At 58.0% G+C, this 26,602-nt stretch carries 20 protein-coding genes; 10 read left to right on the forward strand and 10 right to left on the reverse strand.

The genetic code is table 11. The annotated features are described in order from the left end of the window. Window positions 1-4 precede the first annotated feature (4 nt). Complete coding sequence (locus VMW85_02480; protein ID HUT26898.1) at window positions 5-1,513, forward strand: pyruvate carboxylase subunit B; 1,509 nt, start codon at window positions 5-7, stop codon at window positions 1,511-1,513. Beyond that, window positions 1,510-2,013 (forward strand): biotin/lipoyl-containing protein, encoded by a 504-nt coding sequence (locus VMW85_02485; protein HUT26899.1) that lies wholly within the window; start codon window positions 1,510-1,512, stop codon window positions 2,011-2,013. Before VMW85_02480 ends, VMW85_02485 begins: the two co-directional genes overlap by 4 nt. On the opposite strand, the gene VMW85_02490 is transcribed toward VMW85_02485, so the two are convergent. From VMW85_02490 to VMW85_02505, 4 genes are all read right to left on the reverse strand, one after another. Beyond that, window positions 2,010-3,311, reverse strand: coding sequence for a pitrilysin family protein (locus VMW85_02490; GenBank protein ID HUT26900.1), 1,302 nt, complete (start codon window positions 3,309-3,311; stop codon window positions 2,010-2,012). The genes VMW85_02485 and VMW85_02490 overlap by 4 nt on opposite strands. Next, a complete protein-coding gene (locus VMW85_02495; GenBank protein HUT26901.1) occupies window positions 3,302-4,339 on the reverse strand; it encodes an ABC transporter permease subunit in 1,038 nt (345 codons plus the stop codon). The genes VMW85_02490 and VMW85_02495 overlap by 10 nt, the downstream gene beginning before the upstream one ends. Continuing rightward, window positions 4,317-5,252: an ABC transporter ATP-binding protein gene (locus VMW85_02500; protein HUT26902.1), complete on the reverse strand. Its 936-nt coding sequence runs from the start codon at window positions 5,250-5,252 to the stop codon at window positions 4,317-4,319. Before VMW85_02500 ends, VMW85_02495 begins: the two co-directional genes overlap by 23 nt. A gap of 77 nt (window positions 5,253-5,329) precedes the next feature. After that, window positions 5,330-5,911 (reverse strand): PRC-barrel domain-containing protein, encoded by a 582-nt coding sequence (locus VMW85_02505; GenBank protein HUT26903.1) that lies wholly within the window; start codon window positions 5,909-5,911, stop codon window positions 5,330-5,332. Window positions 5,912-6,041: 130 nt separating this feature from the next. Between VMW85_02505 and VMW85_02510 the strand changes: the two genes are divergently transcribed. Then, window positions 6,042-6,545: a response regulator gene (locus VMW85_02510; protein ID HUT26904.1), complete on the forward strand. Its 504-nt coding sequence runs from the start codon at window positions 6,042-6,044 to the stop codon at window positions 6,543-6,545. Here the strand turns inward: VMW85_02510 and VMW85_02515 are convergent, their stop codons facing one another. Then, the gene (locus VMW85_02515; protein ID HUT26905.1) at window positions 6,546-8,123 is read right to left on the reverse strand and encodes an aldehyde dehydrogenase family protein; all 1,578 of its coding nucleotides are present in this window, start codon (window positions 8,121-8,123) and stop codon (window positions 6,546-6,548) included. Window positions 8,124-8,268: 145 nt separating this feature from the next. Between VMW85_02515 and acsB the strand changes: the two genes are divergently transcribed. The 5 genes from acsB (at window position 8,269) to VMW85_02540 (ending at window position 16,415) form a co-directional block, all read left to right on the forward strand. Next, window positions 8,269-11,235: an acetyl-CoA decarbonylase/synthase complex subunit alpha/beta gene (acsB, locus tag VMW85_02520; GenBank protein ID HUT26906.1), complete on the forward strand. Its 2,967-nt coding sequence runs from the start codon at window positions 8,269-8,271 to the stop codon at window positions 11,233-11,235. Between the two features lie 11 nt (window positions 11,236-11,246). Continuing rightward, window positions 11,247-12,197, forward strand: a complete 951-nt coding sequence (locus VMW85_02525; protein ID HUT26907.1) for an acetyl-CoA decarbonylase/synthase complex subunit delta — start codon at window positions 11,247-11,249, stop codon at window positions 12,195-12,197. Then, window positions 12,197-13,522 carry an acetyl-CoA decarbonylase/synthase complex subunit gamma gene (acsC, locus tag VMW85_02530; GenBank protein ID HUT26908.1) on the forward strand — a complete coding sequence of 442 codons (1,326 nt, stop codon included), beginning with the start codon at window positions 12,197-12,199 and terminating at the stop codon, window positions 13,520-13,522. Before VMW85_02525 ends, acsC begins: the two co-directional genes overlap by 1 nt. Before the next feature lie 73 nt (window positions 13,523-13,595). Continuing rightward, window positions 13,596-15,908, forward strand: coding sequence for a hypothetical protein (locus VMW85_02535; GenBank protein HUT26909.1), 2,313 nt, complete (start codon window positions 13,596-13,598; stop codon window positions 15,906-15,908). A gap of 60 nt (window positions 15,909-15,968) precedes the next feature. Then, complete coding sequence (locus VMW85_02540; protein HUT26910.1) at window positions 15,969-16,415, forward strand: fibronectin type III domain-containing protein; 447 nt, start codon at window positions 15,969-15,971, stop codon at window positions 16,413-16,415. Here VMW85_02540 and VMW85_02545 read toward each other — a convergent pair. Genes VMW85_02545 through VMW85_02555 form a run of 3 tightly spaced genes read right to left on the reverse strand, consistent with a single transcriptional unit; the run spans window position 16,372 to window position 18,943 of the window. Next, complete coding sequence (locus VMW85_02545) at window positions 16,372-17,130, reverse strand: AAA family ATPase (protein HUT26911.1); 759 nt, start codon at window positions 17,128-17,130, stop codon at window positions 16,372-16,374. The genes VMW85_02540 and VMW85_02545 overlap by 44 nt on opposite strands. Beyond that, window positions 17,127-18,158, reverse strand: a complete 1,032-nt coding sequence (locus tag VMW85_02550) for a hypothetical protein (protein HUT26912.1) — start codon at window positions 18,156-18,158, stop codon at window positions 17,127-17,129. The genes VMW85_02545 and VMW85_02550 overlap by 4 nt, the downstream gene beginning before the upstream one ends. A gap of 29 nt (window positions 18,159-18,187) precedes the next feature. Beyond that, window positions 18,188-18,943: a methyltransferase domain-containing protein gene (locus tag VMW85_02555; GenBank protein HUT26913.1), complete on the reverse strand. Its 756-nt coding sequence runs from the start codon at window positions 18,941-18,943 to the stop codon at window positions 18,188-18,190. A gap of 72 nt (window positions 18,944-19,015) precedes the next feature. Between VMW85_02555 and VMW85_02560 the strand changes: the two genes are divergently transcribed. Beyond that, the gene (locus tag VMW85_02560) at window positions 19,016-19,708 is read left to right on the forward strand and encodes a radical SAM protein (protein ID HUT26914.1); all 693 of its coding nucleotides are present in this window, start codon (window positions 19,016-19,018) and stop codon (window positions 19,706-19,708) included. Here VMW85_02560 and VMW85_02565 read toward each other — a convergent pair. Then, window positions 19,705-21,615 (reverse strand): ASKHA domain-containing protein, encoded by a 1,911-nt coding sequence (locus tag VMW85_02565; protein HUT26915.1) that lies wholly within the window; start codon window positions 21,613-21,615, stop codon window positions 19,705-19,707. The genes VMW85_02560 and VMW85_02565 overlap by 4 nt on opposite strands. Before the next feature lie 62 nt (window positions 21,616-21,677). On the opposite strand from VMW85_02565, the gene VMW85_02570 reads away from it, so the two are divergent. Further along, window positions 21,678-22,652 carry a cation diffusion facilitator family transporter gene (locus VMW85_02570; protein HUT26916.1) on the forward strand — a complete coding sequence of 325 codons (975 nt, stop codon included), beginning with the start codon at window positions 21,678-21,680 and terminating at the stop codon, window positions 22,650-22,652. A 17-nt stretch (window positions 22,653-22,669) separates the two neighbouring features. Here VMW85_02570 and VMW85_02575 read toward each other — a convergent pair whose 3' ends face one another. After that, on the reverse strand, window positions 22,670-26,395 hold the full coding sequence (locus tag VMW85_02575; GenBank protein HUT26917.1) for a NosD domain-containing protein: 3,726 nt from the start codon (window positions 26,393-26,395) through the stop codon (window positions 22,670-22,672). Window positions 26,396-26,602: the final 207 nt, after the last annotated feature.

Below are 26,602 nucleotides of genomic sequence, written 5' to 3' on the forward strand. Positions count from 1 at the left end.
TGAAATGAAGATAAAGATCACCGACACCGTGCTGCGCGACGCCCACCAATCCCTCCTGGCGACCAGGATGAGGACAGAGGACATGTTGCCTGCCGCCGCCATGCTGGACGAGATAGGCTACTGGTCGGTGGAGATGTGGGGCGGGGCGACGTTCGATACCTGCCTCCGCTTTCTGCGCGAGGACCCATGGGAGCGCATCACCAAGCTCAAGAAGGCCATGCCCAACACCCCCTTCCAGATGCTTCTGCGGGGGCAGAACATAGTGGGCTATCGTCATTACTCCGACGACATCCTGGAGAAGTTCGTCAAGAACGCCAAGCGCCGGGGCATAGATGTCTTCCGCATCTTCGACGCCTTGAACGATCACCGCAACATGCAGATGGCCATGCGCTGCGTGAAGAAGGTGGGAGGAGTGGTCGAGGCCAGCATCTCCTACACCATATCTCCGGTCCATACCATCGAAGGTTACATCAAATTCGCCCGGAAACTTCAGGACATGGGCGCCGACACCATCTGCATCAAGGATATGGCCGGCATGTTGGCCCCGATGGACGCCTATGAGCTGGTCAAACAGCTGCGTGAGGAGATCGGTCTGCCGGTCCATATGCACTGCCACGCCACCTCCGGAATGGTCATGGGCACCTACATGAAGGCGATCGAGGCCGGGGCGGAGATAGTTGATACGGCGATCTCCAGCTTGAGCCTGGGCACCTCGCAGACGCCCACGGAGGCCGTGGTTGCCATGCTCAACGGGACGGAATACGATACCGGCCTGGACCTGAAGAAGCTGAAGGAGATAGCCGAGTACTTCAAGACCGTGCGGGTCAAGTACCATGCGTTCGAGAGCGATTTCACTGGCATCGACACCAACGTCCTGGTGTATCAGATCCCCGGCGGAATGATGTCCAACCTGGCATCCCAGATGAGAGAGGCCAAGAAGGAGGACAAGATGGCCGAGGTGCTGGAGGAGGTACCGCGGGTGAAGGCGGAACTGGGACACGTTCCTTTGGTAACCCCAACCTCGCAGATAGTGGGCACCCAGGCCGTACTGAACGTCATAACCGGCGAGCGTTACAAGATGGTCACCAACGAGACCAAGAACCTGGTCAGGGGGCTCTATGGCAAGACCCCGGCCGATATCTCCCCGGAGATCAGGAGGAAGATCATCGGGGACGAAAAGCCCATCACCGTTCGCCCGGCCGATCTTCTGGAGCCGGAGTTCGATAAGCTTTGCAAGGAGGTCGAGGAGTACGCCTGCAACGAGAAGATGGTCTGCTCCGAGGAGGACGTGCTCTCTTACGCGCTCTTCCCCCCGGTGGCGTTGGACTACTTCAAGTACCGCCAGATGATGGAGAAGGGCGTCAACCTGAAGGAGCTGGCGGCGGTCGCCGTGCTCTACATGCGGTCCACCGAGAGGCACGCGTCCAACAAGATGTCCTCGGGCGGGAGCATGGACGCCTGGAAGCTGGTGGCCCGTAAAGAGGCCGTCGGCAAAGGGGGGTGGCCACTGTGAAGCTGCGCATGACCGTCAACGGCCACGAATACGAGGTGACGGTGGAGAAGAACGGCGGTGACTACCGTGTGGACGTGGAGGACCACGTCTTCAAGTGCATTTTCAAAGAGGAAAAGGTCCTGGTGAACGGAGAGCTCGTCCCACTGACCATCGAGGGCGATCTGGAGTCCGGGGCCAAGATAACGGCCGAGGACCACACCATGGAGCTGAAGCTGCAGCAGGTGCGGGAGATCGAACACTTCTCGATAGAGGAGGTCGTTGAAGGTGCCAAGAGCGAGGGAAGTTCCGGAGCGGTGCTGTCCCCGATGCCCGGTAAGATCATGGCCGTCAAGGTGAAGGCCGGCGATACGGTTCAGGCCAACCAGGTCGTGGTAGTGCTGGAGGCCATGAAGATGGAGAACGAGGTCCAGTGCGAGACCGCGGGTAAGGTCAAGGACGTCAAGGTCCGGGCCGGTGAGACCGTGGAAGGCGGGCAGGTACTGCTGGTCATAGAGGCTTAAAAGTCCAAGGACCCAGCTGCCTCCACCATCTCCGCCCTCATCCCCTCCCCGGCGCATATGGTGGTGCACACCTTCTCTCTTAACAGGATGTCCTGCGCCACCTTCATGACCTGCTCCGCGGTGACGGAATTTATCTCCTCCAGCTGCTCCTCGATGCTCTGCACCTTACCCGTGTCCAGGTAGTGATGCAGTTGTGAGCTCATGTTCTGGTCCGGGCGGCAGGCGTTGCGCAGCAATGCCCCCTTCAGGACGTACTTGGCCTTCTCCAGCTCACCCTGGACCAGCCCCTCGCGTTTGAGCCTGGACAGTTCCTGTCCGTAGGAATCGAAGAGTCTGGGCACCTGCTCCATGGATGTGGAGCAGTAGGTCATCATCGAACCGCAGTCCCTGAACGTGAACGGATACATGCTGATGGAATATACCAGACCTTCCAATTCCCGTATCCTGTGGTTCAATCGAGAGGATGTGCCTCCGCATAGGATCGTGGAAAGAACGGACTGGGCCATGACCAGATCATGCGACGCGGGATAGGCTGGCACCCCTATGCCTATGTAGGCGCGCTCCGCACCTTTGACGAAGAAGTTGACCCCTTGGGTCTGCTTTGGTCTACGGCGGCGTTTCCTGGCGGCCTGTCCCCCGGTCCGATCGAAGTTACTGGCCCATTCGAGCACCCTCTGGAAGTCCACGTTACCCACTGCGCTGACCACCAGGTGCGGCTCGTAGTAATGGGTGTCATGATAGTCCAGCAGGAACTCGGAGTTGAAATTGTTCAGGCTCTCCGGCGTACCCAGTATCGATCGGGAAAGCGCATTCCCCTTGTACATGACCTCCACCATCCTGGTCCGTAAATGGGATGATGGGTCGTTCATGCGCATGCCTATCTCCTGCTTGACGATGTTTCGTTCCAGTTCCACCAGGACCGGGTCCATGCGCGGGTTCAGGAAAAGATCGGACAGCAGTTCTTCGGCCACCTTCAGCGACTCATCTATGGTGAACGCGTAATAACAAGTGGCCTCGTGGGTCGTATAGGCGTTCAGGTACCCGCCAGAGGACTCGATCTTATCGTTCACGTCACGGAAGTCTCGGGTCTTTGTCCCCCTGAAGAGCATGTGCTCCAAGAAATGCGACACTCCGGACTCGTCCTTCCTCTCATCCCTGGAACCGACCGTGGCGGTCACCGAGAGCGCCACCGTATGAACGTAGGGCACACTCTCCACGATAACTGGTACCCCGGCAGGTGTACTCCCGACCTGGATGCGCTGGTCCACTCGGCGGCCGTTCCGTCCGTTCATCTCCATCTTACCAGTATCTCTTCCCTACCAAATATACGCGTCGCCAAGTAAAAAAGGGTGATGTCGACACATATCATTACAAGAGCGACGGTGAGCAGATAGGGCAGTGTCAGGGCGATCGCTCCCAGGAGGGCTACGGCGAAGAAGCCCACGATCGGCAATATCACCAAGCTCCCCAGTTGCTGAGCCGAACGGACGTCGTTGACCCTGGAAGAGATGATGACGTTCCCCAGGATGCTGACCAGGCAGAAGAGGGGGCCTAGCAAGAACACCACCACGATCCAGGTAAGATCGGGAAGGGGCAGATAATCGAGCACCGGACCGGCTATGAGGTTCACTATGACCACGAAGGGAACGAAGCATATCCAGGTCACCAGCATGCTGGGCAGTAGTATTGATACGACCTTCCCGGTCAGTATCTCCAGGTCGGAGGTGGGCGTGGCAAGCAGAGGTTCCAGGGAACGGTTGAGCTTCTCCCCCACCATTGTGTAGGATGCGATGATGGTCGGGATGATGGTGGGGATGAGGGCGAAGAACAGCATCTGGGCGTCCAGCAGGAGCAGCAGAGTGCTCTCGGCCTCGGTGGGCTCCCCCAGCACCCGGCTGTCCTTGAGGGACACGTTGAACCGGCTGACGTTCTCCAGATTGCACCGGTCCACTACGCATTCGCTCAAGGAACTGTCCATGATATCGCTGTTGCGCACAAGACAATAGTTCATTTCACAGTCTACGAAACGGCAGCTGAGGGCCACGATGTTTCCCAGGGTGACCCCGATGAAGAAAGTATGGTTATAGTACCCGTTCAGCACCGTGCCTCCGTACACGATCTCTACCGTCTCTATACCCAGGTTCATAGGCTGGTCGGGAGGGTCGCTGGCGAAGGAGGCCACTGGGAGCAGGTAGACCATCGGCAGGATGGTGGTCATGATCAAGGGCATGAGGATCAGCGAATAGACGATGTACCGGTTGCGCCGGAACTCCGAGAATTCCTTAAGAGCGATGGTCCAGATCTTATCGGGACGCGTTCTCCTCACCCCCTATTATCCGGAGGTAGACATCCTCCAGGCTTCTCCTGCTTTCGTATACCTGCTGTACCTCGGCCCCCTCTTTGATCAGCCTGCGCACCACCTCTGGAGCTCTCAGCTGGGGGTCGTCCAGGGTGAAACAGAGACCTTCGTTTTCAAAGGTCACCTTGATCAACCCAGGGATATCGTTGAAACGTGAGAGGTCCAGGGTCTCCCGCCCCCTCACCTCCACCAACAGATGTCGGCCGAAATAGTCCTGAGCCAGTTCGTTCGGGCGGCCCATGGCCAAGAGTCGGGTGTTGAGGACGGCGATGCGATCGCACAGTCTCTCGGCCTCGTCCAAGTTGTGCGTGTTCAGAAATATGGTCCTGCCCTCCTTCTTCAGGTCCAACAGGTAGTTTCGTACGGTGACCGAAGCTGAAGGGTCCAACCCGGAGGTGGGCTCGTCCAGGAACAGCAGCTTGGGTTCGTGTACCAACGCTCGGGCGATGGCTATCTTCTGCTTCATGCCCTTGGAGAAACCGGCTACTGGTTGGTCGCGACGGTCCCAAAGTTCCAAGGCTTGAAGCAGATCCTTGATCCTTTCCTTCCGGCATTGGGGATCACAACCATACAGCTTGGCGAAGAAGTCCAGGTTTCGATAGGCGCTCAACGACTCGTACAGACCAGGTGATTCAGGCAGCAGACCGATCATGCCCCGTATCCGCAAACGCTGCTCGGGGTCCTTGACGTCCAGACCGTCGATGTAGGCCTCTCCGCTGCTTAGGGAGATCAAACCACAGAGCATCCGCACGGTGGTGGTCTTGCCTGCCCCGTTTGGCCCTAGGAGCCCAAAGACCTCCCCTTTCTTGATGTCCAGGGAAAGGTCCTCCACTGCAACCGTGGCGCCGAAACGCCGACCCAATGCCTTGGTCTTGATCAAATGCGCCTTCCCCCAAATTTTTGAGAGGTTTCTTTCCAGTTCGAAGGAGCGTCGAACTGACCCCTCTTAATCGGATCTCACTTCTTGGATACCTGCTTCTTGGTCAGATAATCCTTCAGCTCGCTCATGTTCAAGTTCAGCATGACCATGTCACCGACGGTCTTGACGTCCTTGGTCATTATGGTGATCTGGGAAGAGGGAGCGATACCTTTCTTGAGGTCCAAGGCCTGCTTGGCCGACTTTTCCAGCTTCACACCCAGCTTGGTGATGTCCCAGCCTTTTCCAGCGTCGAAATACACGTTGTCAAGGTAGCCGACCTGCTTGCCGTCCTGGGCCACCACCTTCTTGTTGAGCAGGTCCCCGGCGCTCATGGGGACCTTTTTATCCTCCAGCAGCACCTCCTTGACCTGGTCCATTTTGACCGCCAATGTGACCGTGTCACTGACCGAGGATACCTGCGGGGTGGCCACGTGCACTCTCTGCAATCCGATCGCTTTCTTCTTCATGTTCAAGGAAGCCTCGTTGCCCTTACGTACGCTCACCCTGATCGCGGGCACCTTCCAGATGTCCGTATCCACTGAGATTCCCTCTACAGTGCCGATTATGATGGCATCCGCGCTGATGACCTCCTTTCCGACGATGTCCTCAAGTCCCGACATGTTCTTCCAGACCGATTACTGATTAGGGCTCTATTAATTCTATCGCCTGTAATTTTAATGTTCACTAATTGAGAACGGGCAGCACAGTTTAATATAGCATTCTGTCGGTCCATAAGTGGATGGGGCATCCATGTCGTTGACATCGATGGGGAAAGTTATCAAGGTCCTGGTACTTGACGACGAAGTCAGTTTCTTGGACCTTTGCAAGGAGTTCTTTCAAAGAGAGAAATGTATACTGGCTGACTTTGTGACGTCGCCAACACAGGCATTGGAGATGGCCGCGGAGGGCGACTATCAGGTGATCGTTTCCGATCACTCACTGCCAGGAATGGACGGACTACAGTTCCTTAGGGCGCTTAGATCGCTGCATCGGAACATGCCTTTCATTCTGCTGACCGGGAACGGTTCCGAAGGCTTGGCCATCGAGGCGGTCCAGAACGGGGCGGACTTCTATATGCAGAAGGCCGGCAATCCAAGCTCCATGTTCTCTCAGCTTTTGAAAACAGTGTGGGCGCTGGGGGACAGCGATCGGGTGGCCGAATGTCTGTCCGATCCGTTCCAGGTCTACAGCAAGGGTAGCGTGCTCTTCGTCAGCAACGGCGGGGAGAGGGTACTGGCAGCGGCCAGTAAATGATCAGCGTACCGTGGTCCGGCTTTGCTGCCTCATGTATCGGGTCAGATACATGCCCGTACCGCTACCGAGTCCGGTAGAACCTGATGCTTTCCAACCGCCGAAGGGCTGCGCCCCCACCATGGCACCGGTGGTCGCGCCGCGGGCACGATTGGCATAGCTCAATCCGGCCTCGATGTTCTCAAAGAAGTAATTGACCTCTTCCGGATCGAGCGAGTATATGCCTGATGTCAGACCGTAATCCACATCATTGGCTCGGCGCACCGCATCCTTCAGGTCGGTGAACCGCTGCACGCAGAGGATCGGCAGGAAAAGCTCGTTCTTGATCAGATAGTTATCTTCGGGCAGGCTGCTGACCACCGTTGGCATGACGAAGTGACCTTTGGCCAGCTCCGGGGACGGAGCCTTATCCCCACCCGTGTGCACGATCCCGTCCCTTTGGGCCAGGGAGATGTAGGACAGGTAGTCGTCCACCGCCTTCTGGTGGATTACCGGTCCCATGAACGTGCCTTTCTCCCGGGGGTCCCCCACCTTCATGCGAGAGATGAACATCAACAGTGAGACCATGAAATCGTCGTAGACCAGTTCATGGACATAGGCCCTGGAGCAGGCGCTGCACTTCTGACCGCTGAAGCTGAAGGCCGATAAGGCCACGCCGGCGACCGCTCGCGCCAGGTCCGCCTTCTCGGTCACGATGGCCGGGTTCTTGCCTCCCAGCTCAGTGATGACCGGTATAGGTTTTCGGCGCAATGATGATGCCAGCAGCTTGAAGCCCACCTCCTTGGAACCTGTGAAGGCGATGCCTTCGATCTTCTCATTGGAGACCAGGGCCTCACCGGCCGTCGAACCTGATCCAGACAGTAGATTGATGACCCCGGGGGGCACGCCTGCACGCTCATAGATATCGTACAGCATGTGCACCGCCAACGGCGCGGGCGTCGAGGGCTTCAGCACGGCGGTGTTCCCGGTGATGATGGCCGCGGTGAGCATGCCGGTGGAAATGGCGATGGGAAAGTTGAAGGGGCAGATCACTGCCCACACCCCATAGGGACGCATGACACTGATCGGCCTCTCATCTGGATACGCCGCCGGTCTCTTCTCGGTGAATCCGTTGCGTCTCTTCATCTGCTCCGCGTAATAGGAAATGAAATCGATGGCCTCGTCCACCTCGCCGACCGCCTCATAACGGTTCTTTCCGTTGTCGAACGTCACCGCCGCGGCGATCTCAAAAAGCTCCCTGCGCATGATCTCAGCGGCCTTGTGAAATATCACCAGCCTCTTGTCCAGGTCCATCACGGACCAGGCCTGATACGCCCTATTGGCGGAATCGATGGCCATGGACGCCTCTTTCTTTCCCCCTGACGAGAACTCTCCGATGACCATCCCGGTATCGATCGGGCTGGTGTCGGTGAAATATTTACCTGTGGAGACCGGCCTGCCGTCGATCATGCTCTCGTACTTGCTAGCCACGTCTAAGGACTGGGCGAACCTCTCTACCGCCCTTTCATACCTGGTGTGAAATGAGGCTTCCTCCCCATCTTTGACCATGATCTCGTAAGTGTTCTGATTCTTGAAGGTCACGCCTGTCTCCTCCATCATTGAATATGACGAGCATCTTTAATAAGCGCATCGAAACCTTGCTTCGCCTTCACACACCAGTTCCCGACACTACAACTTTATATTGGCGGGAACTCGATGGTACCTTATCGAGCTCGGAGAGGTTCCCTTGACCCATACCCACGATAGATCCGGACCGTTGGCAGCTGGCGATATCCTTATGATCGCACGAACGGAGCGGAAGCGCTTGCTTACCATGCTGGAAAACGTGGAAGGTGGAAACGTGGTAAGGGAATCGGTGCGTCGGGTGGTTGAGGGAACGAGCCCGGACGACCTTTGGACCGCCGACCTGGGAAAGATATTGGACCTGGTTAACCGTGACCTGGCCAAAGCGACGGGTTGCGAACCGATGGCTTTGAGGGAGAAGAGGACCTGGGAGCAGGCTGGGCTACTGGCACCGTTGACGGACGTTCCTCGAGGAGAGGCCTACGATCTGTTGCTGGGTGCCCGCGAATCCTTAGCCTGCTCCATCCTCAATTGGTGCTTGAGGGCGCTAAAGGCGTGCCCTGAAGAGATAGATGCCTTGCCGGAACTGCGACAACAGTTGCGGGAGGGAGAGGTCCGAGGATCGCTCCTGGAAGAGCACGGAGGGACGTGGTGCCTTCGCACCACGGACGATGGCCCGGTACAGCTCGAAGGTCGTCCGGCCCAGGTAATCGCCGCCTTCATGGACATGCGCCGAGAATTAGCCAGGGAATTAGGTTCGGCGACGGCCCATCTACCCCTGGCCATGAGCACCGGGGATCTGCCCTTGGCCATCGGCCAAGCGTTGATGGGGTTCCCTGTGCTGCTGACAGACCTCACCCTCGATCCCCTGGCGAAGGAGTTCCTCACCAACACCATGCGAGATCTCTTCCAGGGATCGCTCCTGAGCAGCGAGGATGACCTGAACAGGGAGATGGAGCGCCGCCGATGGTTGAGCGGGCTGCCCCATCGATACGACCCTCCGTCCCCGGTCGGGGTCAGTAACGTGCAGATCATCGCCTCGGGCTTCCAGGGAGCGGAGCTGCTGTTGGCTCTGGCCATGATAGCCGTTCTCTCGACGATCCAGAGGAGGGGAGATGTCCCGGTCGAGTATCCTGAGACGGGTTACTCCCTGCCATGCATCCTGGGTTGGGACGGGACGGAGGTCGGCAATGCCAGGGAACTGCTGGACGTGGTGAGAAGGTATTCCAACCTGCCAAAGGAGAGGAGCCTGGCCGCGGCGCTGACAGCCGGGCGCTCGGTCCTGATCGCCGTCGAGGCCTTGGAAGCGTTGCGCTATCTGGACGGGGACCCACACATCGGCTCCTCCACCGTGGGCTTCATCCCGGACAAGGTCCTCAGAGAGCTGGGACTGGCCTTCGTGGACGATACCATCCCCGGAGCGGCCGTGCTCATGGGCATCCCACATGACCGCAGGCAGCTGGTGACCACCGTCAGAGAGCTGCAGGCGCGGGGATTGCTCATCATGGCCGCGGACGAGGTGGTGCAGGTACTGCAGGAGAACGAGGTGCAGATGGGGCTGGAGATGATGCTCTATCCGCTGGGTAACTTCACCCAGCTGGTGCATTCATTGGATTTCCTGACCCGGGCCGCGCTTTCGTTCGGGGGGGTGCAGAAGGGGGACGCGGAACGGTTGTCCGCCTACTTGGCCAAGAGACCTAAGGCGTTCGTGCTGCACTTTGGACCTCTGGACTCCTGCCGGGCGGCCATGGCGCTGGCGGCGCTGACGCACGGGGTACCCATCATCACCGACCAGGAGGTGGAGGGCGTGCCGGACCTTCTGTTCCACAAGGAACCCCAACATATGCTCCAGGGGGGTCTGGAATCACGAGACATTCGCGTGGCGGTGACCATGGTGGACATCCCCGTGCCTTTCGGACCGGCGTTCGAAGGGGAGACCGTCCGTCGACCGGACACCTATCTGGAAGCGGGTGGGGGACGGACTCCGTCCTTTGAGCTTCTACGCAGGAGATCGGAGGACGAGGTCCGCGACGGAGAGGTTCTCGTCCTGGGACCGGAGGTGGATCAGATGGCCGAAGGCTCACAGACGCCCATGGCCATACTGGTGAACGTCTTCGGCAAACGCATGCAGGAGGATTTCGAATCGGTCATGGAAAGGCGGATACACCTCTACCTGAACTTCGCCGAGGGAGTATGGCACACCGGGCAGCGCAACATGAATTGGCTAAGAATTAGCAAGAAAGCACGTAGGGCGGGTTTCCGCCTGGAGCATCTGGGACGCATCTTGGTCACCAAATTGAAGGAGGAGTTCGGTAACATCGTCTCCAGAGTACAGATCATCATAATCACCGATGAGAAGGAGATCGAGCGCCGTCTGCCCGAGGCCCTGAGGGTATATCAGGAGAGGGAGGAGCGCATGGCCGGACTGACCGACGACAGCGTGGACACCTTCTATTCCTGCCTCATGTGCCAGTCGTTCGCCCCGGACCATGTGTGCGTGATAACGCCGGAGCGTCTGGGGCTCTGCGGGGCCATCAACTGGCTGGACGCTAAGACCGGCAAGGAGATCGTTCCGTCCGGACCCAACCAGCCCATAGCAAAGGGGGAGCCAGAGGACCTGGAGAAAGGATCTTGGAAGGGAGTGAACGAGGCGGTGACGGCCTTGACCCGCGGAAAGATATCCCGTTTCTGCGCCTACAGCATGATGGAGGACCCCATGACCTCCTGCGGATGTTTCGAGTGCATCGCGGCCATGAGCCCGGACATGCAGTCGGTGATAGTGGTGAGCCGGGAGTTCCCAGACATGACCCCATTGGGCATGAAGTTCTCCACCTTGGCCGGTTCCATCGGCGGGGGCCGGCAGACCCCGGGGTTCATCGGTATCGGTCGTCGTTACCTGATCAGTAAGAAGTTCATAACCGGGGACGGTGGGTTCCTGCGCATATCCTGGATGCCTTCCTCTTTGAAGAACAGCATGAGGGAAGAGCTTATTAATAGGGCCACGGAATTGGGAATGCCAGACTTTCTGGACAGGGTGGCGGACGAGACGACCGTCACCGACGCGGAAGGACTGATGAACTGGATGATCAAGGTGGACCACCCCGCCTTGAGAATGCCCTCGTTGCTTTGAGGTGTATGTAAATGGCGAACGTACCGTTGCCCAAGGAGAAATGGACAGGTTCCATAGGAGAGCTGGAACTGGGGAACCCCCAGGATAAGGGAGGTTCCCGTCGCCCGGTGAAGCTGGGTGGCAATCGAGGCATGCCCTTCCTGTCCTTCGAGGACGGCGAGCGTCGGATGATCGCCATGGCTGGACTGGTGGCCGACTCCCTGGAGGATGTGCCTCAGCCGGTACGGGACGCTTTCGGTGACGACGCTGAGGACCCGGTGCGCTGGGCGAGAGCGTGGGCGGCCCGCGGCGCCGACCTGATATGTCTTCGTCTGACATCCACCAACCCTGAGGAAGGGGACGCGTCCCCGGAGAGCGCGGCGGACACAGTCATGGCGGTCCTGAAGGCGGTGGACCTGCCGCTGATCGTCTACGGCAGCGGGCACGAGGAGAAGGACTCCAAGGTGCTGGAGAAAGTGGGCGAGAGGGCCAGGGGCGAGCGTCTGCTTCTGGGACACGCGGAGGAGAGCGCCTATAAGTCCGTGGCCGCCGCGGCCATGGCCAACGGCCACGCGGTGATCGGGTTCTCCAACCTGGACATCAACCTTGCCAAACAGATCGTGATTCTGCTCACCGATTTCGGGGTGGGTAAGGGCGACATCATGATCGACCCGCTCATGGCCGCCCTGGGCATGGGACTGGAATATTCCTACTCGGTCAACGAACGCATCAGGATATCGGCGCTCTCGGGCGACAGCATGCTGCGGGTGCCCATGATCTGTGACTGCACCTCCGCCTGGAAAGCTCGTGAGGCCACGGACGACGTTCCCCATGCCGGCGATACCCTGGAGAGAGGGATCTGGTGGGAGGCGACCACTGCCTTGGCCGCCCTGCTGTCGGGCGCGGACGTCCTGGTGCTCGGTCACCCCGAGGCCATGGAGCTCGCTCGGACGGCCGTTTCGGACCTGGGGGGTGAGGACTGATGGCCACGGCGATCGAGATTTTCAAACACCTGCCCAAGAAGAACTGCGGGGAATGCAAGTACCCCACCTGCCTGGCCTTCGCCATGCAGCTGGCCAACAACAAGGCCAAGCTCGATGACTGCCCCCACATGAGCGAGGCCGGTCGGAACGCCTTGGCCAGCTCATCCGCTCCGCCCATACGGTTAGTGCGCATCGGCACGGGAAGGAACATAGTGGAGATGGGGGACGAGACGGAACTGTACCGTCACGACAAGCGTTTCTTCCACCCTACCGCCTTCGCGCTGCGGGTAAGCGATGACCTGAGCATCGAAGAGCTGGAGAAGAAGGTCGATCACGCCCGCTCCTTGCACTTCGAGAGGGTGGGTCAGGTGCTCAAGTTCGACATCGTGGAGGTAGAATGCCGATCCGGAGACGGAGTGAGGTACGTACAGACCCTCGACCGTGTCTCCGAGTTGGTAGACTGGCCACTGGTGCTGCGCTGCCGCGACCCGGTCATAATGTCCGCCGCCGCCAACCGGATGAGGGAACGGAGGCCCCTGTTGCACGGTGCCGACCCTGACAACATCAAGGAGATGGTGGTGACGTCCAAAAGCTCGGGATGCCCGCTGGTCCTCTGCTCTGATGACCTGGGGAAGCTGGCCGACATGGTAGAAATAGCTCGCAAAGAAGGCGTGGAGGACCTGGTGCTTGACCCGATGCCCGGGAACATGAAGGACATGCTGGAGCGGTGCACGATCATCCGGCGCAGCGCCATCCGCAAGACCTTCCGTGGACTGGGGTACCCTATCTACATGGGCATGCCCGTTGGGAAGAACGGCATGCTGATGGCCCTGACAGCGGTCATGAAGTACGGCAGCCTGCTCTCGTTCGAAGAGATGCCATCATCACAGGCACTGCCGCTCCTGGTACTGAGACAGAACATCTACACAGACCCTCAGGTGCCCATACAGGTCAAGCCTGATCTGTACCCGGTGAACAACCCCGGGGCTGATGCTCCGATCCTCTTCACCACCAATTTCTCGCTCACCTATTTCACCGTGCTCTCGGACATCGAGAAGAGCAAGGTGCCTGTATGGCTGCAGGTGGTGGACACGGAGGGTCTCTCCGTGCTCACGGCCTATTCCGCGGGAAAGCTGACCGCCGACGGTGTGAGGAACGCGCTCGAGGCCAGCGGCGCTAACGGTAGATCGAACAGAGGCGTGCTGGTGATCCCGGGCATGGTGGCCCGGATGAGCGTCAAATTGAACGAGAGCACCGGACTGCAGATCGTCGTCGGACCCAAGGAATCCTCCGGCCTGCCCAAGTTCCTGAGGTCCATGAGCTGAACCCAGTGTTTTTTTAGAAACCATTATAATTTTCGTCCATCATGTGGGCCCATTTCGGACCTACGGTGAATCGATGCAACAAGGACCATATGACCCAAATCAAGGCGGCCCTCCGCAATATCAGGGACCGCAGCCGGGACCACAGCAATGGCCCCAGCAAAACCCTCCGAACCAATATCAGCAGGATCAACCGAACCAGTACCAGCAAGGGCCGAACCAGCAGTATCAGCCCTACCCGCCGTACCAACCGCCCAAGAAGAAACGCAACATGAAGTTGGTGGTGGCCGCGGTCGCCGTCGTGGCGATACTTCTGGTCGCCTCCATGGCCGTGCTGTTCTGGCCCACTGACGCCAACGGTGATGATCTTCCGGCCCATGAGGTCATACCGAAGATCATCGACATCGGCAGCTTGGTGACCGCCGCCACTGGCACCATCGGGTCGCTCGGCGGATCGATCTCCGTGAACAACCTGGCTAGCGCCGTGAACGGACTACGGATAGAGGTGCCCCAGGGAGCACTGGAATCTCCGGTGGACTTTGACATCAGATCCGCCGTGGTCAATGCCGCCCAGGGACTGCCTGACACCGGAAAGATCGTCAGCCGGATGATATCCATTGAAACGGACGGAACGAGCGATTGGGATGTCTTCAGGATGTTCGATAAGGTGCTCACTGTCACCCTGCCATACGATGACTCGTTGGTCACCGATGAAGAAGGGGTGCGTTTCTATCAATATGACGCGGAGAACCAGAAGCTGGAACCGACCGGGTTCCTGTGGCAGGACATGATCGCCAATACCATCACCTTCAATTCCGCCACCTTCTCCAAGTTCGTGGCCGTCGAATTGGCCATGAGCATATTCGAGGACATGAACTCCAGCTTCGCCGTGGACACTGGCTTCAGACCGAATAACGATGGATGGTTCATTCCGAACTACGGCTCCTACCTGGAGAACGGTGGACTATGCCTAGGCATGGTCTCCTACGCCAAATGGTACTACACCTATCACAATACCGGGGACGGCCTTTACGACCAATACCGCCAGGGAGACCAAGGCGAGTGGAGGGATGACAGCACCGCCATCGAGCTGGCCACCAGGGTGCAGATGGGAGTGCAGGGGATATGGGGCTCGTTGACCGCCGAGGAGAGGACCAACACATCAGCCAAGGAGACAGGGCTTAGCATCATTCACGGTATGCTCGTTTCCGGAGAGCCGCAGCTGGTCGGATTGAAGACCCGCTACGCCAGCGGAAACTGGGGTGCTGGTGGACATGCCATCCTGGCCTACAAGTACGAGGGTGGACGCTTCTACATGTACGATCCGAACAACCCGGGCAGCAACGTGAACAGCGCTCAGCAGCAGATGCCGTTCACCTATGGTGCCGGATTCACCGATATCTTCAAGTCCGGATTGAACGCGGCCAACCCGCTGCAGTTCAACGTGTTCTATCATGCCAGCGCCAAGGTGTTCAGTCCTTTGAACGCCTACACTGGATTGTATGAGAGCGCCCAGGTGGACTTCAATGGCAATTCGGTATTTCCGGAGATAGAACTGACCGACGAGGACAGCGATACCTACGGATACACGCCGATCGACACCGATGATGATGGCATACGGGACACCAGCGAGACCAAGTGTTGGATAACCGGGACCATAAGCGGTGGTCAGCGGGCGGTCAACACCACCCTGGTGTTCGTCGGCGATCAGAAGTTCGAGACCGCGGTGACGGACGGTGTCTTCCAGATAGAGGTGCCGTTGAAACAGGGCGATAACGACGTGGTGATCCTGGCGACCGATGGCAACACCTTCACCAATTGGGCCGGGTACTATCGGGAGACCATCGAAAGCACCGCCGCCCGCGGAGCGTTGACCGTGACCCTTAGCTGGGGACAGGGCAGCAGTGACGTGGACCTTCACGTCCTGGAGCCGTACGGAAGACACATCTATTACTCGAACAAGGCACCGGACGCCAACGCCCCTTACCTGGACGTCGATAATACAAATGGGTATGGTCCAGAGCACTACTATGCCACGGACGACATGTCCATGTACGATGCCAGCCACACGGTCATGAGCAACGATCTGTATGGGGATTACGAGATCGCCGTTCATTACTACGCGGACCACGACTCCGACTATGATAACTACCAGCCGATATCCTGGACGGTCACCATCTCGTACCTGGCCCTGTACATCGAGGCCACCGGGCAGGAGATCTGGGACGAGGTCACCTACTCCGGGTTCCTGGGAACGCCTGGAGGCAGCGGCAGCGCCCACTCCTTCGCCTCTGGGACCGGGTGGTCGGGAATTATGGAGTTCGAGTGCTACGAAGTGGCCCTGGACGACTACAACGTCCCCGAACCGCAGGACGTAGTGTTCACCTAAACCCCTTTCCTTTTCCTTTTTTTTAGAAAGCATTTTGATTTGACCTAGCAATGTCCCCTCATGTTACGGACCTTCGCCGTGGTCATGCTCCTGACCATCTGTCTTGCCTCTTTAGGACCGACGGTCATCGCCGACGAGGTCCCCGGAGCCCCGATGGACTTCGCCGCCGAGCGCGATGGCGCCAGGATCGTTCTGTCCTGGCAGCCGCCCGGTGAGGTGGATGTGATCCATTACAACGTCTACCGCGGCACGAACCCTGACGATCTGGCGTTCTATGATGACGTTGATGCCAACGTCACCGCTGGCTATGACACCGAGGTGCTGCGCGGAACGACCTATTACTACGCCATCAGCGCTAACGGCACCGCCGGCGAAGGACCGTTGAGCCCGGTCGTGATGGTGACGCCCCCCACGGACCAATATTCCACCCTGGTGATGAGCGCCATATTGATCGCGGTCATCGCTACGCTTCTTTTCGCCTACAGGAAGGGAAGATCTCCGGAATGAGCGATCGGATCTCCCGGGCCAGTGGCTCGTCCCCTTTGAGAGGCATGCCGTTGAACGCCGCCTCACGAACGGTTTCGTCCTCGTGCAGCATCAGGAAAGGGAGACCGGTCTCCGAGGCCATGCTTATCACCCGTTCCTCTTGACCCGGCCGAACGGAGTTGATGAGCAGCATCTTCCTCCCCACCTTCAGCTCCAGTTCCCCGGCGAGATCGGAGAGCCTCTTGGCGGTCGATATGCCTACCTGACTGGCGTCGGACACCAACAGCAGCAGGTCCATATTTCGGGCGGTACGGCGGGACAGATGCTCCATTCCCGCCTCGTTGTCCAAGATGACGTATGAATAAGAATCCATCAACTGGTCCACGAAGACCCTGAGCAGATTATTGACGTAGCAATAGCAGCCCGGACCTTCCGGCCGTCCCATGGTCAGCAGGTCTAGGGAATCGCCCTCGGAGAGTATCTCCCGTAATTTCAGCTTCAGGTACTCCTGCTTGCTCATGTCCTTGGGCAGCGTCCCCTGCTTGGAAAGCAATCCTTCCCGCACCTCTCCGACCGTGCCCTGCACGTCGACCCCCAATTTCTGCCCCAGGTTGCTGTTGGGATCGGCATCCACTGCCAGGACGGTCCCCTGCGCCGAAAGGGAGCGGACCAGAAGAGCAGATATCGTGCTCTTTCCCACGCCGCCCTTACCGGCCACGGCCACCAGGAAGCTCATGTCATGTTCCCAAGGCGATAGCGTTGGCGGATCGCCTCTACGGTGCCGTTGAGAAGCTCCAGAACCCTTTCCGCGTTCGGCAGGTCCAGACCTCCCAACCCGCACTGCGGGGTTATGAGCGAACGCTCCAATATCAGGTCCAGGTCCATGCCCTTGCGGAAGAGCATGTCCATGTAGTCCTCGAAGCGTTTCAATAACGTGCCCACCGTTTCCTTGGCGATCTGGTCCTCCATGTTCGGGATCAGTCCCCAGGCAATGCTCCCCCCTCGCTCCAGGAAGACAGTTACCTCCTTGGGGAAGAGCGACACGGTGTGGGCGTAATTGTAGGCGTCGAAGCTCAGCACGTCGATGTTGGTGGACAGCACCAAAGGCCAATCGGTGTTGCCGCAGCAGTGCAGTCCTTTCACCGCATCGACCCCGTCCAGCACCTCGTTTATCCACTCCACTACCTGCCTTTGGGAGATGGAGGCGAACGGCGTGCCGATGAGGGTCAGGGATGGTTCGTCCAAGAACAGCATGGGACTGTCGGACATCTCCCTCAGCTTCTTGACCTGCCATTTGGCCTGCATGTTCAGGTTGCGGCGGATTATCTCCCCGTACGCCTCGTCGTATATCACCGGTTTACCGTTGAGGTCCAATATCTGAAGCCCGACGCTCACCGGACCGGTGATCTGTCCCTTCACCGCTCTAAACTTTTTTCCCTTGGCCGCCTCCAGCAAGGCGTACAGTCCACGAAAGTTCTGTTTGGAGTGGAAGAAATGTTCCACATCGTCGGAGACCACCGCGGTGTAGAACATTTCCGGATCGTAATCGTTCAGGTCCACGGTCAGTCGCTTCTTGTGACCGTCGACCTTCACCCCTGGAAGCCGGGTGGAGAACTGGGCGTACATGTTCTCCCCGAAACCCAACGAGGGAAGCTGAGGCCAGTAAGGCACCTCCTTCATGCAGGAGAGCATCAGGTCTATAGCCTCCTTTGGGTCCTTATGGGGAAATGACCCGATGCCCGTGGCAGCGCAGTTCCAGACCATGCCCCAAAGTATTCCTGGGCGCTAATAAACTATTTGGTGGCCCGAACGGTTAAAAAATAGTGGTCTATGGATATCTGATCGCCGGTCTCCTCGATCCTCATTCGGCGCCGCAGATCGGAGGAGAGCGCGGCAACGGTCCTCTCTATCTCCCTGGCGTCATCCGGTTCGGCGTTTCCGGTGAGCGATGTCAGGGGCAGATGCCGCCTATACTCCCGGACCTGCCGGAGGTTCAGTCCAGCTTTCTGAACGGCGAGCTTCCATTCCCCGACCCCGTACTCTCGGACGTGCGATGGATCGTGCAAACGGTCCAGAAGGTTCATGGTGCGGTCTATCTCCTCGTCGTCTGGCACGCTGCGGTCGTCAATGACCATGGTCCCGCCCTCCTTCAGCACCCTGGTCATTTCTGTCATCGCTTTCCCGAGATCGGAGAAGTGGTGAGGAGCGCGACGGCAACTGACCACGTCGAAACATTGGTCGGGGAAGGGGAGAAGGTTGACGTCGCCCTGCAACCAGTGCATGTTCTTCAGACCACTTTCCTCCGAAATCTTTCCAGCCAGTTCCAGCATTTCCCGGGTCATGTCCAGACCCACTACCATCGAGGCCTGGGGGGAAAGGGCCATGGCGGTATGCCCGGTACCCGTGGCCACGTCCAGTACCTTTCTCCCGCGTAGTTCGCCGCACAGCTCACAGACCATGGCCAGCACCTCCCTGTCCGCGTGGACGCCGCTATCGACATAGAAGGACGCCCTCCTGCCGAAGACCTCCTGGACCTTCCGGGTGCTCATGCACCATAATCTGCATGATTTTATTTCAACGATGTCGAATACATTTATGACCCGTCCCAATAATATATCGGTATGCGGCTCATCACCCTCAACCTGACCAAGCCCAATGCGTCTGTGGAGTTCTATGGTTGCCCCATGCAGTGCAAGTACTGTTCCCACACCACGGCGAGGTTCAAGGATCACACCATCGATCAGGTGGTGCATGCCCTTTCGGACAATGGCATACGGAGCGTCTTCATAGGCGGAGCGGAACCATCCGTGCATCAGAAGGAGGCATTGGACCTCATCTACATATTGCACAAACGGGGCAAGGATATATTGCTCAAGACAACGGGACATGACCCCGATTTCGTCGCCTCCACCAAGGGAATGGTCTCCCGATACATATTGGAGATCAAGACCCCCCTGGACGACCCACAGAGCTTCAGCCGGTTGACCACCTACAACCTTGAAAGATCGAAGGAGCAGTTGGAGAACGTCAAGAAGACGTTGGACATACTCAAGGGAGAGAAGGTCAGGGCGACCCTGCGCATCATCCCCGACATCTACGACATGAACATGGTGGAGAGGATCGCCAAGGACCTGAAGGGGCACGTCGATGAACTGCTCATCACGCAGTTCCTGTCCAACCAGAACGATGTCTCCTTCGCAGGTATATTCAATCCTGGCCCGCCGCAGGAGATGATGTTCGATATGGGGAAGGTGGCACGCAGGCATATTCCCCGGGTGCGTGTAAGGGGCAACGGTTTCGACGAAACGCTCTAATCCAAACGCAACGACGGGAATCGGTCCAGATCGGTGTGGGGCAGGAACGATGCCGAAGAGAAGCGGTCGAAGAAGCGTTGATCGGTCGATAGCTCGATGTAGGTCATGGAGCGGTGCACCTGCAACGCCTCCTTCCTCTTCTCCTTGGAGAGAAGGCAAAGGCGTGCTCCGTCCAGTGAGGCGTTCCCCAGGAATGTGAACCTGTCCCGAGGCAGGTCCGGCAGCAGCCCGATGGCGATGGCGTTGTCTATATCGATGTGATAGCCGAAACCGCCGGCGATGTACACCATCTCCAGATCGTTGAACGTCAGACCGGCCGTGTCCAACAGCACTTCGGCCGCGGCGTAGATGGCCGCCTTGGTGCGGATGATGTTGGCTATATCCTCCTCGGTGATCGTTATGTCCCGTCTCCGCTCAACTTTCTCCTTAGGACAGCATGAAAGATCGGTGGCCCGGACGTCATAGCCGTCCTTCTCCGCGTCCCTGGAATAGACCAAGACATATTCCGGACCGGACTCTCCAGATCGAACTCTCCCGTCCTCCTGTAGCCTTCCCTTCTTGTCGACCACCCTGGTAACGAAGAGCTGGGCCAGGAGGTCGATGAGCCCGGAGCCGCACAGGCCCTTCGGCCTGACCTCGCCGATGGTGTGGAACTCCACTCCGTCCTTTAGGGAGACGCGCTCTATCGCCCCGTCCCCAGCCCGCATACCGTGGCATACCTCCCCGCCTTCGAAGGCCGGCCCGGCGGAGGCCGAACATGCCAGTAACCATTCCTTACCGCCAAGGACGACCTCCCCGTTGGTGCCCACATCGATGAGCAGGCTGACGCCGTCCTGGGAGGTCAGGCCGCTGGCCACGATGTCCGCCACCACGTCCCCTCCGACGAAACTGGCCCGGCCTGGTACCGTGTACACGGCGGCCAACGGATTCACCTTCAGTCCCAGTTCCCCGGCGGTGGTGGCCGGGGGCAGGTTTGTGACCGAGATATAGGGATCGTAGCGAATGTTCTTGGGGTCCAGTCCCAAGAACATGTGCATCATGACGGTGTTGCCTGAGATCCCTACGGCGGTGATCTCCTCGGCACAGACCTTTCCACCCTTGCCCACACATATGTCGTCCTGATCGCATACCCGGACCAGCATGTGGTTTATGGTATCGATTATCAATTGCCTGAGCCTCTCCAGCCCGTGCTCCTCGACGTACATGATGCGGGCCAGCACATCCTCGCCGTACATGAGCTGCTTGTTGTAATCTGAGACCTGAGCCAGTACCGTTCCGTTGCTCTGGTCCAGCAATTGCAACGCCACCGTGGTGGTCCCGATGTCCACCACAACCCCGAAATTACGGGAGGTGGTGTTCCAAGGTCTTACGTCAACCAAACGGTCATCGGTGAAGAAGGCGGTCACTGCCCCTTCCCCCTCTCGCAGTAGCCCAGGCATACCCCTCAGCAATTGTAACGGACATCCGATCTGACCTGGTTCTAATCCCAGCTGCTTGACCAGCCGTTCCAGGTCCCCATCGTTGTCCTGCAAGGACGGCTTCCTCAGCTGCAAGTACTTGTCCCGGACCAGAGGGGTGATGGCCTTCAGATCGTTGACCGTGCTGCCTACCTGGATCTTCATGCCCCGCAGCTGGCTCTCCTCCGGCACCAGGACATTGCAGTCCCCGGTCACTATGGTCTGACAGGCCAGGCGATAGCCGATGTCCCACTCCTCCTGGTCTATGCTGGGTGCGGGAGAAGATTCATACGCTCCCTCGATCACCACCCGGCACCGACCGCAAACGCCCCGCCCGGCGCAGGCGCTGTTGATCTCTACGCCAGCCAGTATGGCCGCTTCCAGTAGATTGGTGCCGGACGGGACCTCGATTGTCCGGCCCTTGGGATGGAAACTGACCTGGGGACTCATGCGCAGCGAATTCCCGCAGGCGTTATTTAATGCTCTTTGCCAGCCCCACAGGGAAAAGGCTAATGTCCTTCGAACAAGTCTCCATTGGCATGGAGGATGATCACCACGTTCATCGGCAGGCCTCCACCAAGGCCTTGGGCATCGCCCTGGCCATAACCGCGGTCATCGCCTTCGTGGAAGTGGTCGGAGGAGTCATGAGCGGAAGCTTGGCCCTACTGGGGGATGCCGGGCACATGTTCACCGATGTTCTGGCCCTGGGATTGAGCCTGGGGGCGTCCATGGTCGCCATGCGAGGAGCGACCGAACGACATACCTTCGGCTTCCTCAGAGTGGAGATACTGGTGGCATTGATCAATGGCATGGCCCTGGTAGGCATCTCGCTGCTGGTCATCTACGAGGCCATTGGCCGGTTCTCCGACCCGGTGGAGATAGACGCCGGGATCATGCTGCTGGTGGCGACGGTGGGATTGGGAGCTAACCTGATCGGTATCAAGCTACTGCATCACGGTTCACAGGAAAATCTGAACGTAAGGGGGGCGTTCCTGCACATGATGGGCGACCTGCTCTCCTCCGTCGGGGTCATCCTGGCCGCCCTATTGATATACTTCTTCTCCTGGCAGGCGGCCGATCCACTGATCAGTATCGGTATCGCCATCATAATCATGGTCGGGGCCTACCGTCTGGTCAGCCAATCGGTATCCATATTGCTGGAGGCGGTGCCTTCCCACATAGAGATCAAGGAGGTGGAGGAGGCCATGCTGGGCGTGGACGGGGTAATCGGAGTGCACGACCTGCACGTGTGGACATTGTCCTCGGGAGTGCACTCGCTCAGCGGACACGTGCTCGTAAAGGACCGGAACGTCAGTTCGTGCTCTCCGGTCCTGAGAGATATAGAGAAGGTGCTGGATATGCGGTTCAAGATAGAGCACACCACCATACAGGTGGAGACCGAGAGCTGCCCGCTCGACGGTTGCTCCCTGAACGGCAGGGAGAACGGAGATCGCCAGGGCTGCGATCTGGACCATCAGCGGAAATAAAAAAGGGTTCCCTCGACCTATTTCTTGCGAGACCTCAGGAACAGCACCGCACCGATGATCCCTGCCGCCCCTAACCCTATGGCGATGAGCACTTCGATCCCCAGACCATTGTCCGTCACCGGTTCCTCTGGCACTTCGTTCAATGCCAGGGTCAGGTCGTCCATCAGGCCGTCCCCCTCCATCTGAAGGTCCACCGACCGGGTCAGGTTCTTGAACCCTTCCTTCATCAGCTTGACCTGGTGAGACCCTGGCCAGGCATAGAAGGAGAAGTAGCCTTGGGCATCGGTCGTTCCGACCTCCGCTCCATCCAGCAGTACCGTGACCCCTTGGACCGGCTCACCTTGCGCATCCCTCGCGGTCCCGTTCACCGTAAGACCGAACGGGTAGAAGGTGAAGGTCCAGTTGAACAGGGCCTCATTGCCCGCCAGATCTTCGCATGTAAGGCTTACCGACAGAGAGGTGCCCTGCAACGGAGCGTCCATGGCGATCTTCAGAGAATTTTGAAGGACGCTGCCCGTTCCCATATCCTCTCCGTTGATAAGCAGAGTGTAATTGACCGGATCGATCTCTTCGCTCAGGGTGATGGTCACGTTCCAGGAGTTCGACCAAACGTCTCCTTCAAAGACGCATGAGGCCGTAGGAGAGGTCGTATCGATCTCGAACATCACGCTGATATTGGTGTAGTGGCCGGCCTCATCGCGGCAGGAGAGATAGAGCGTGTGATTCCCCTCGCCCAATGCTGACAATGTCACCGTATCCCCGATGATCGTGTGCCAAGGCCAAAAGTCCAATCTCCAGGATCGTGTTACCTGGCTGACGTCCGTCACGGTCCATGTCACCGTCAATTCCGTGCCATTGAGGATCTCCCCCGGCATCGGTGAGGTGATGACCACCACCGGCGCCGTGGCGTCGACCTTGATGGTCACGGAGACGTTCGCGTAATTTCCGGCCTGGTCACGGCAGGACAGATAGAGAGTATGCTGACCGTCGGATAGGTTGCTCACCGCGGTGCTATTGGACGTTGTGACGTTCCATGAACCTCCATCGACCCTCCAGGAGCAGACCACATCGGTGACGTCCTGCACCTGCCATGTGAGATCGACATCGGAAACGTTGAAGAACTGATCCTGGAGGGGCGTTAGGATCTCAACTATCGGTGAGGTGCGGTCGATGGTTATGTTCACCGAACTGGTGGCGTTGTGACCCGCTTCATCCCAGGCCCTCAGTGTAAGGTTATGATCGCCTTCCCCCAACCCAATTATTTCATAGCTGTTTCCAGTGACCTCGAACCAATCCTGTCCATCGACGCTGAGCTCCACCTTGTCCACGGGGTTGATCCAATCGTTCGCCGCCCATGTGAGGGTGATGTTCTGGGCGTTGGTGGCGCCCGCGACCGGCGTCAGTATATCCAGATGATCGAACTCCAGGTCAACGTATACGTCGAAAGATACCGAAGTGTTCCAGCCCAGGGAATCGTAGGCGGTGATGGTGATGTTGTGTTGGCCGTCCGTCAGGTTGGTGAGGAGATAGGTGACGTTTCCTGTCACGTCGATCCATTCCTCGAAGTTCGCCTGCATTTCTACCCGCTGCAAACCTATGCCCGCGTCGGACGCCGACCAGTTCAGTCTGACCTCCGGATCGGTATAATAGAGTGCCAATGGCTCTACCGTGAGCACCGGGGCGGTGGTGTCGACCATGAAGGTGACGTTCCTGATCGCGGAATTGCCCGCCAGGTCGACCGCCATGACGCTGAAGATGTGCGTGCCGTCGACCGTCCCCACCTCGGATCCCGTGGCCAGACCGACGTCCTGCCAACCGTCGCCATCCAAGTCGATATAATGCTTGACCACCGAAGTTTCATTGTCCCCGGATCCCCAGGTGACGATCAGGTTCATCGAATCACTCCAGGTTCCGTTGGCCGGGGAGGTGATGGTCAGGTATGGCGGGCTGTCGTCATCACGTACCGCCGCAGACGCCAGAGGCAGATAGTCCCTGGCATTGGCGCTGCCACCGATAGGGTACGGGGAATCAACGAAACCGTCATCGTTGACGTCCGGTCCGGGCCAGTCGCTCCATTCGTTTCCGCCTGTCGTGCTGTTCCATCTGTTCCTTAAACCGATATCTTGGGCTTGAACGGTGCTAGAAGAGAAGACCGTCCCGGCGCCGTTGTTATCGGAGAATAGATTGCCAGCGATCAGGTTGTCATCTGAACCGGTGTAGATGTATAGACCGTGTTTGATATTTTCGTAGAAGTAATTGCTGAGGACTTCGCAGTTATCTGTGTAATAGAATACACATCCATATTCCGCATTGGACATGGTATTGTTGATCATCAGGACTTCCGATGAATCGGATATGTATATGCAATCGCGACCGTTGAAGAAAGTGTTGTTGTCCACAGTTAGATCGATCACGGTCTCCGCCCTCAGGCCGAAATAGGTATGGGAAAGGCGGTTATCGATGACCTCTGAACCGTCGGCCAGGATTAGCCTCAGACCATAGTAGTAGCTCGCGATCGTATTGTCCAGTACTTCTCCCCAGCTCAAGTATAAGAGAATGCCGTGCTCACCGGTGCCTATGTAATCGTAGGAATCGAAGTAGTAGCTTCCGTTCATATCGTTGCCGGATATCAGCAGCCCCTCGGAGTTGAAGGATTGGATCCCTTCAAAGCAATGCAGCAGATCGTTATCGATCACTGACACCTGATGGCTGTCGGCGATGACCAGCGCGTAAAGGGACCATCTGATGGTGTTTGAGGAGATCGTGATGTCCCCACAGGATTTTGCAGTAATGGCGTTACTGGTCCCATTCAGGTATTGTCCGATGATCGTGGCGTTGGTGACGTTGTAGAGAAGAATCTGTCCAGTCCCCGCCGGGACGGTACCGCCACCAAGGTCGATGTCCCGAACGAACAGCAGAGGGAACCCGTTCACTGAATTGTTGATCGGGGCCGTCAAGGTTCTGAAGAAGAGGTCTTCACCCATGGCCAAGGCGGGGACACATATCGAGCAGTTCAGGAAGGTGTTGGACCAGAATGTGATGTTGCTTGAATTGATCAGCACGACCCCTTGAACAACTGTCTGGAAGATATTGTTGGTCAAGGTAACATAGGTGCAACCGTTGATGTAAAATTGTCCCAGGGAATCCAGTTGATTCCCAGATATCATTATCTGTTCACATGCGGAAAGAGAGAAACCATCGGATTCGTCGATGGTGTTGTTGATAAGAGTGATATTGCTGGAATCCTCGAATTCCACGGGGCCGAGGATGCAGGTGGAGACCGATGAGTTCCTGACTATGCTGACCTGAAGTGCGGTGGTCTGATCGCGTTCCGCGACCACGTTCCATAGCTCGATTCCAGACGCATTGTATAATGAGATGAGAGGATGGTACTCGTCCAAACAATCGTCCTCCATCACGATGTTCTGAAGCCTAAGATGCAAGGTAGTGTTCTGTACCTGCAAGCCCGGTCCTGAATCGTTGGCCACCAACGTAAGCCCGTTGATAAGGTAGGGGTCCAGATCCGTTCCGTTCCCAGGCCACAAGTTCGCTGTGGCCTGCGATTCCAGATCGGCGTCGCTGTCGATCTTGATCGCGGATATGGTACTTTCCATTGGTATAATGTCAGAGCCGGCGGCATCATCCTCGTTCGCCGAGCATGCGAGCAAAGGCATTGAGGCAGCTGATAATACCATCATGACGACCAATAGACCCGCGCAAAGGCGGGGTCTGACGAACGACATGCGTATTTGCACCACCTTGGCGCAAATAAAGGTTTTCCGCCCTTTCTTGGTTTCGATAAGGCTCATTAGTGCCTGAATATCCTCACGCCGGTGAATACCATGGCCATGCCGTGCTCGTTGGCGGCGTCGATGACCTCCTGGTCGCGGATGGAACCACCAGGCTGAATGACCGCGGTGACGCCAGCCTTCGCCGCCTCGTCCACCCCG

This window comes from Methanomassiliicoccales archaeon, from assembly GCA_035527755.1.
Taxonomy (GTDB): Archaea; Thermoplasmatota; Thermoplasmata; order Methanomassiliicoccales; family UBA472; genus UBA472.

Coding starts and splice junctions, on each gene's coding strand:
- VMW85_02565 (HUT26915.1), bottom strand. CDS start 21,615: ATGAGTCCCCAGGTCAGTTTCCATCCCAAGGGCCGGACAATCGAGGTC.
- VMW85_02490 (HUT26900.1), bottom strand. CDS start 3,311: ATGGAGATGAACGGACGGAACGGCCGCCGAGTGGACCAGCGCATCCAG.
- VMW85_02510 (HUT26904.1), top strand. CDS start 6,042: ATGTCGTTGACATCGATGGGGAAAGTTATCAAGGTCCTGGTACTTGAC.
- VMW85_02525 (HUT26907.1), top strand. CDS start 11,247: ATGGCGAACGTACCGTTGCCCAAGGAGAAATGGACAGGTTCCATAGGA.
- VMW85_02575 (HUT26917.1), bottom strand. CDS start 26,395: ATGTCGTTCGTCAGACCCCGCCTTTGCGCGGGTCTATTGGTCGTCATG.
- VMW85_02555 (HUT26913.1), bottom strand. CDS start 18,943: ATGAGCACCCGGAAGGTCCAGGAGGTCTTCGGCAGGAGGGCGTCCTTC.
- VMW85_02535 (HUT26909.1), top strand. CDS start 13,596: ATGCAACAAGGACCATATGACCCAAATCAAGGCGGCCCTCCGCAATAT.
- VMW85_02540 (HUT26910.1), top strand. CDS start 15,969: ATGTTACGGACCTTCGCCGTGGTCATGCTCCTGACCATCTGTCTTGCC.
- VMW85_02480 (HUT26898.1), top strand. CDS start 5: ATGAAGATAAAGATCACCGACACCGTGCTGCGCGACGCCCACCAATCC.
- VMW85_02570 (HUT26916.1), top strand. CDS start 21,678: ATGTCCTTCGAACAAGTCTCCATTGGCATGGAGGATGATCACCACGTT.
- VMW85_02560 (HUT26914.1), top strand. CDS start 19,016: ATGCGGCTCATCACCCTCAACCTGACCAAGCCCAATGCGTCTGTGGAG.
- acsC (HUT26908.1), top strand. CDS start 12,197: ATGGCCACGGCGATCGAGATTTTCAAACACCTGCCCAAGAAGAACTGC.
- VMW85_02545 (HUT26911.1), bottom strand. CDS start 17,130: ATGAGCTTCCTGGTGGCCGTGGCCGGTAAGGGCGGCGTGGGAAAGAGC.
- VMW85_02505 (HUT26903.1), bottom strand. CDS start 5,911: ATGTCGGGACTTGAGGACATCGTCGGAAAGGAGGTCATCAGCGCGGAT.
- VMW85_02550 (HUT26912.1), bottom strand. CDS start 18,158: ATGGTCTGGAACTGCGCTGCCACGGGCATCGGGTCATTTCCCCATAAG.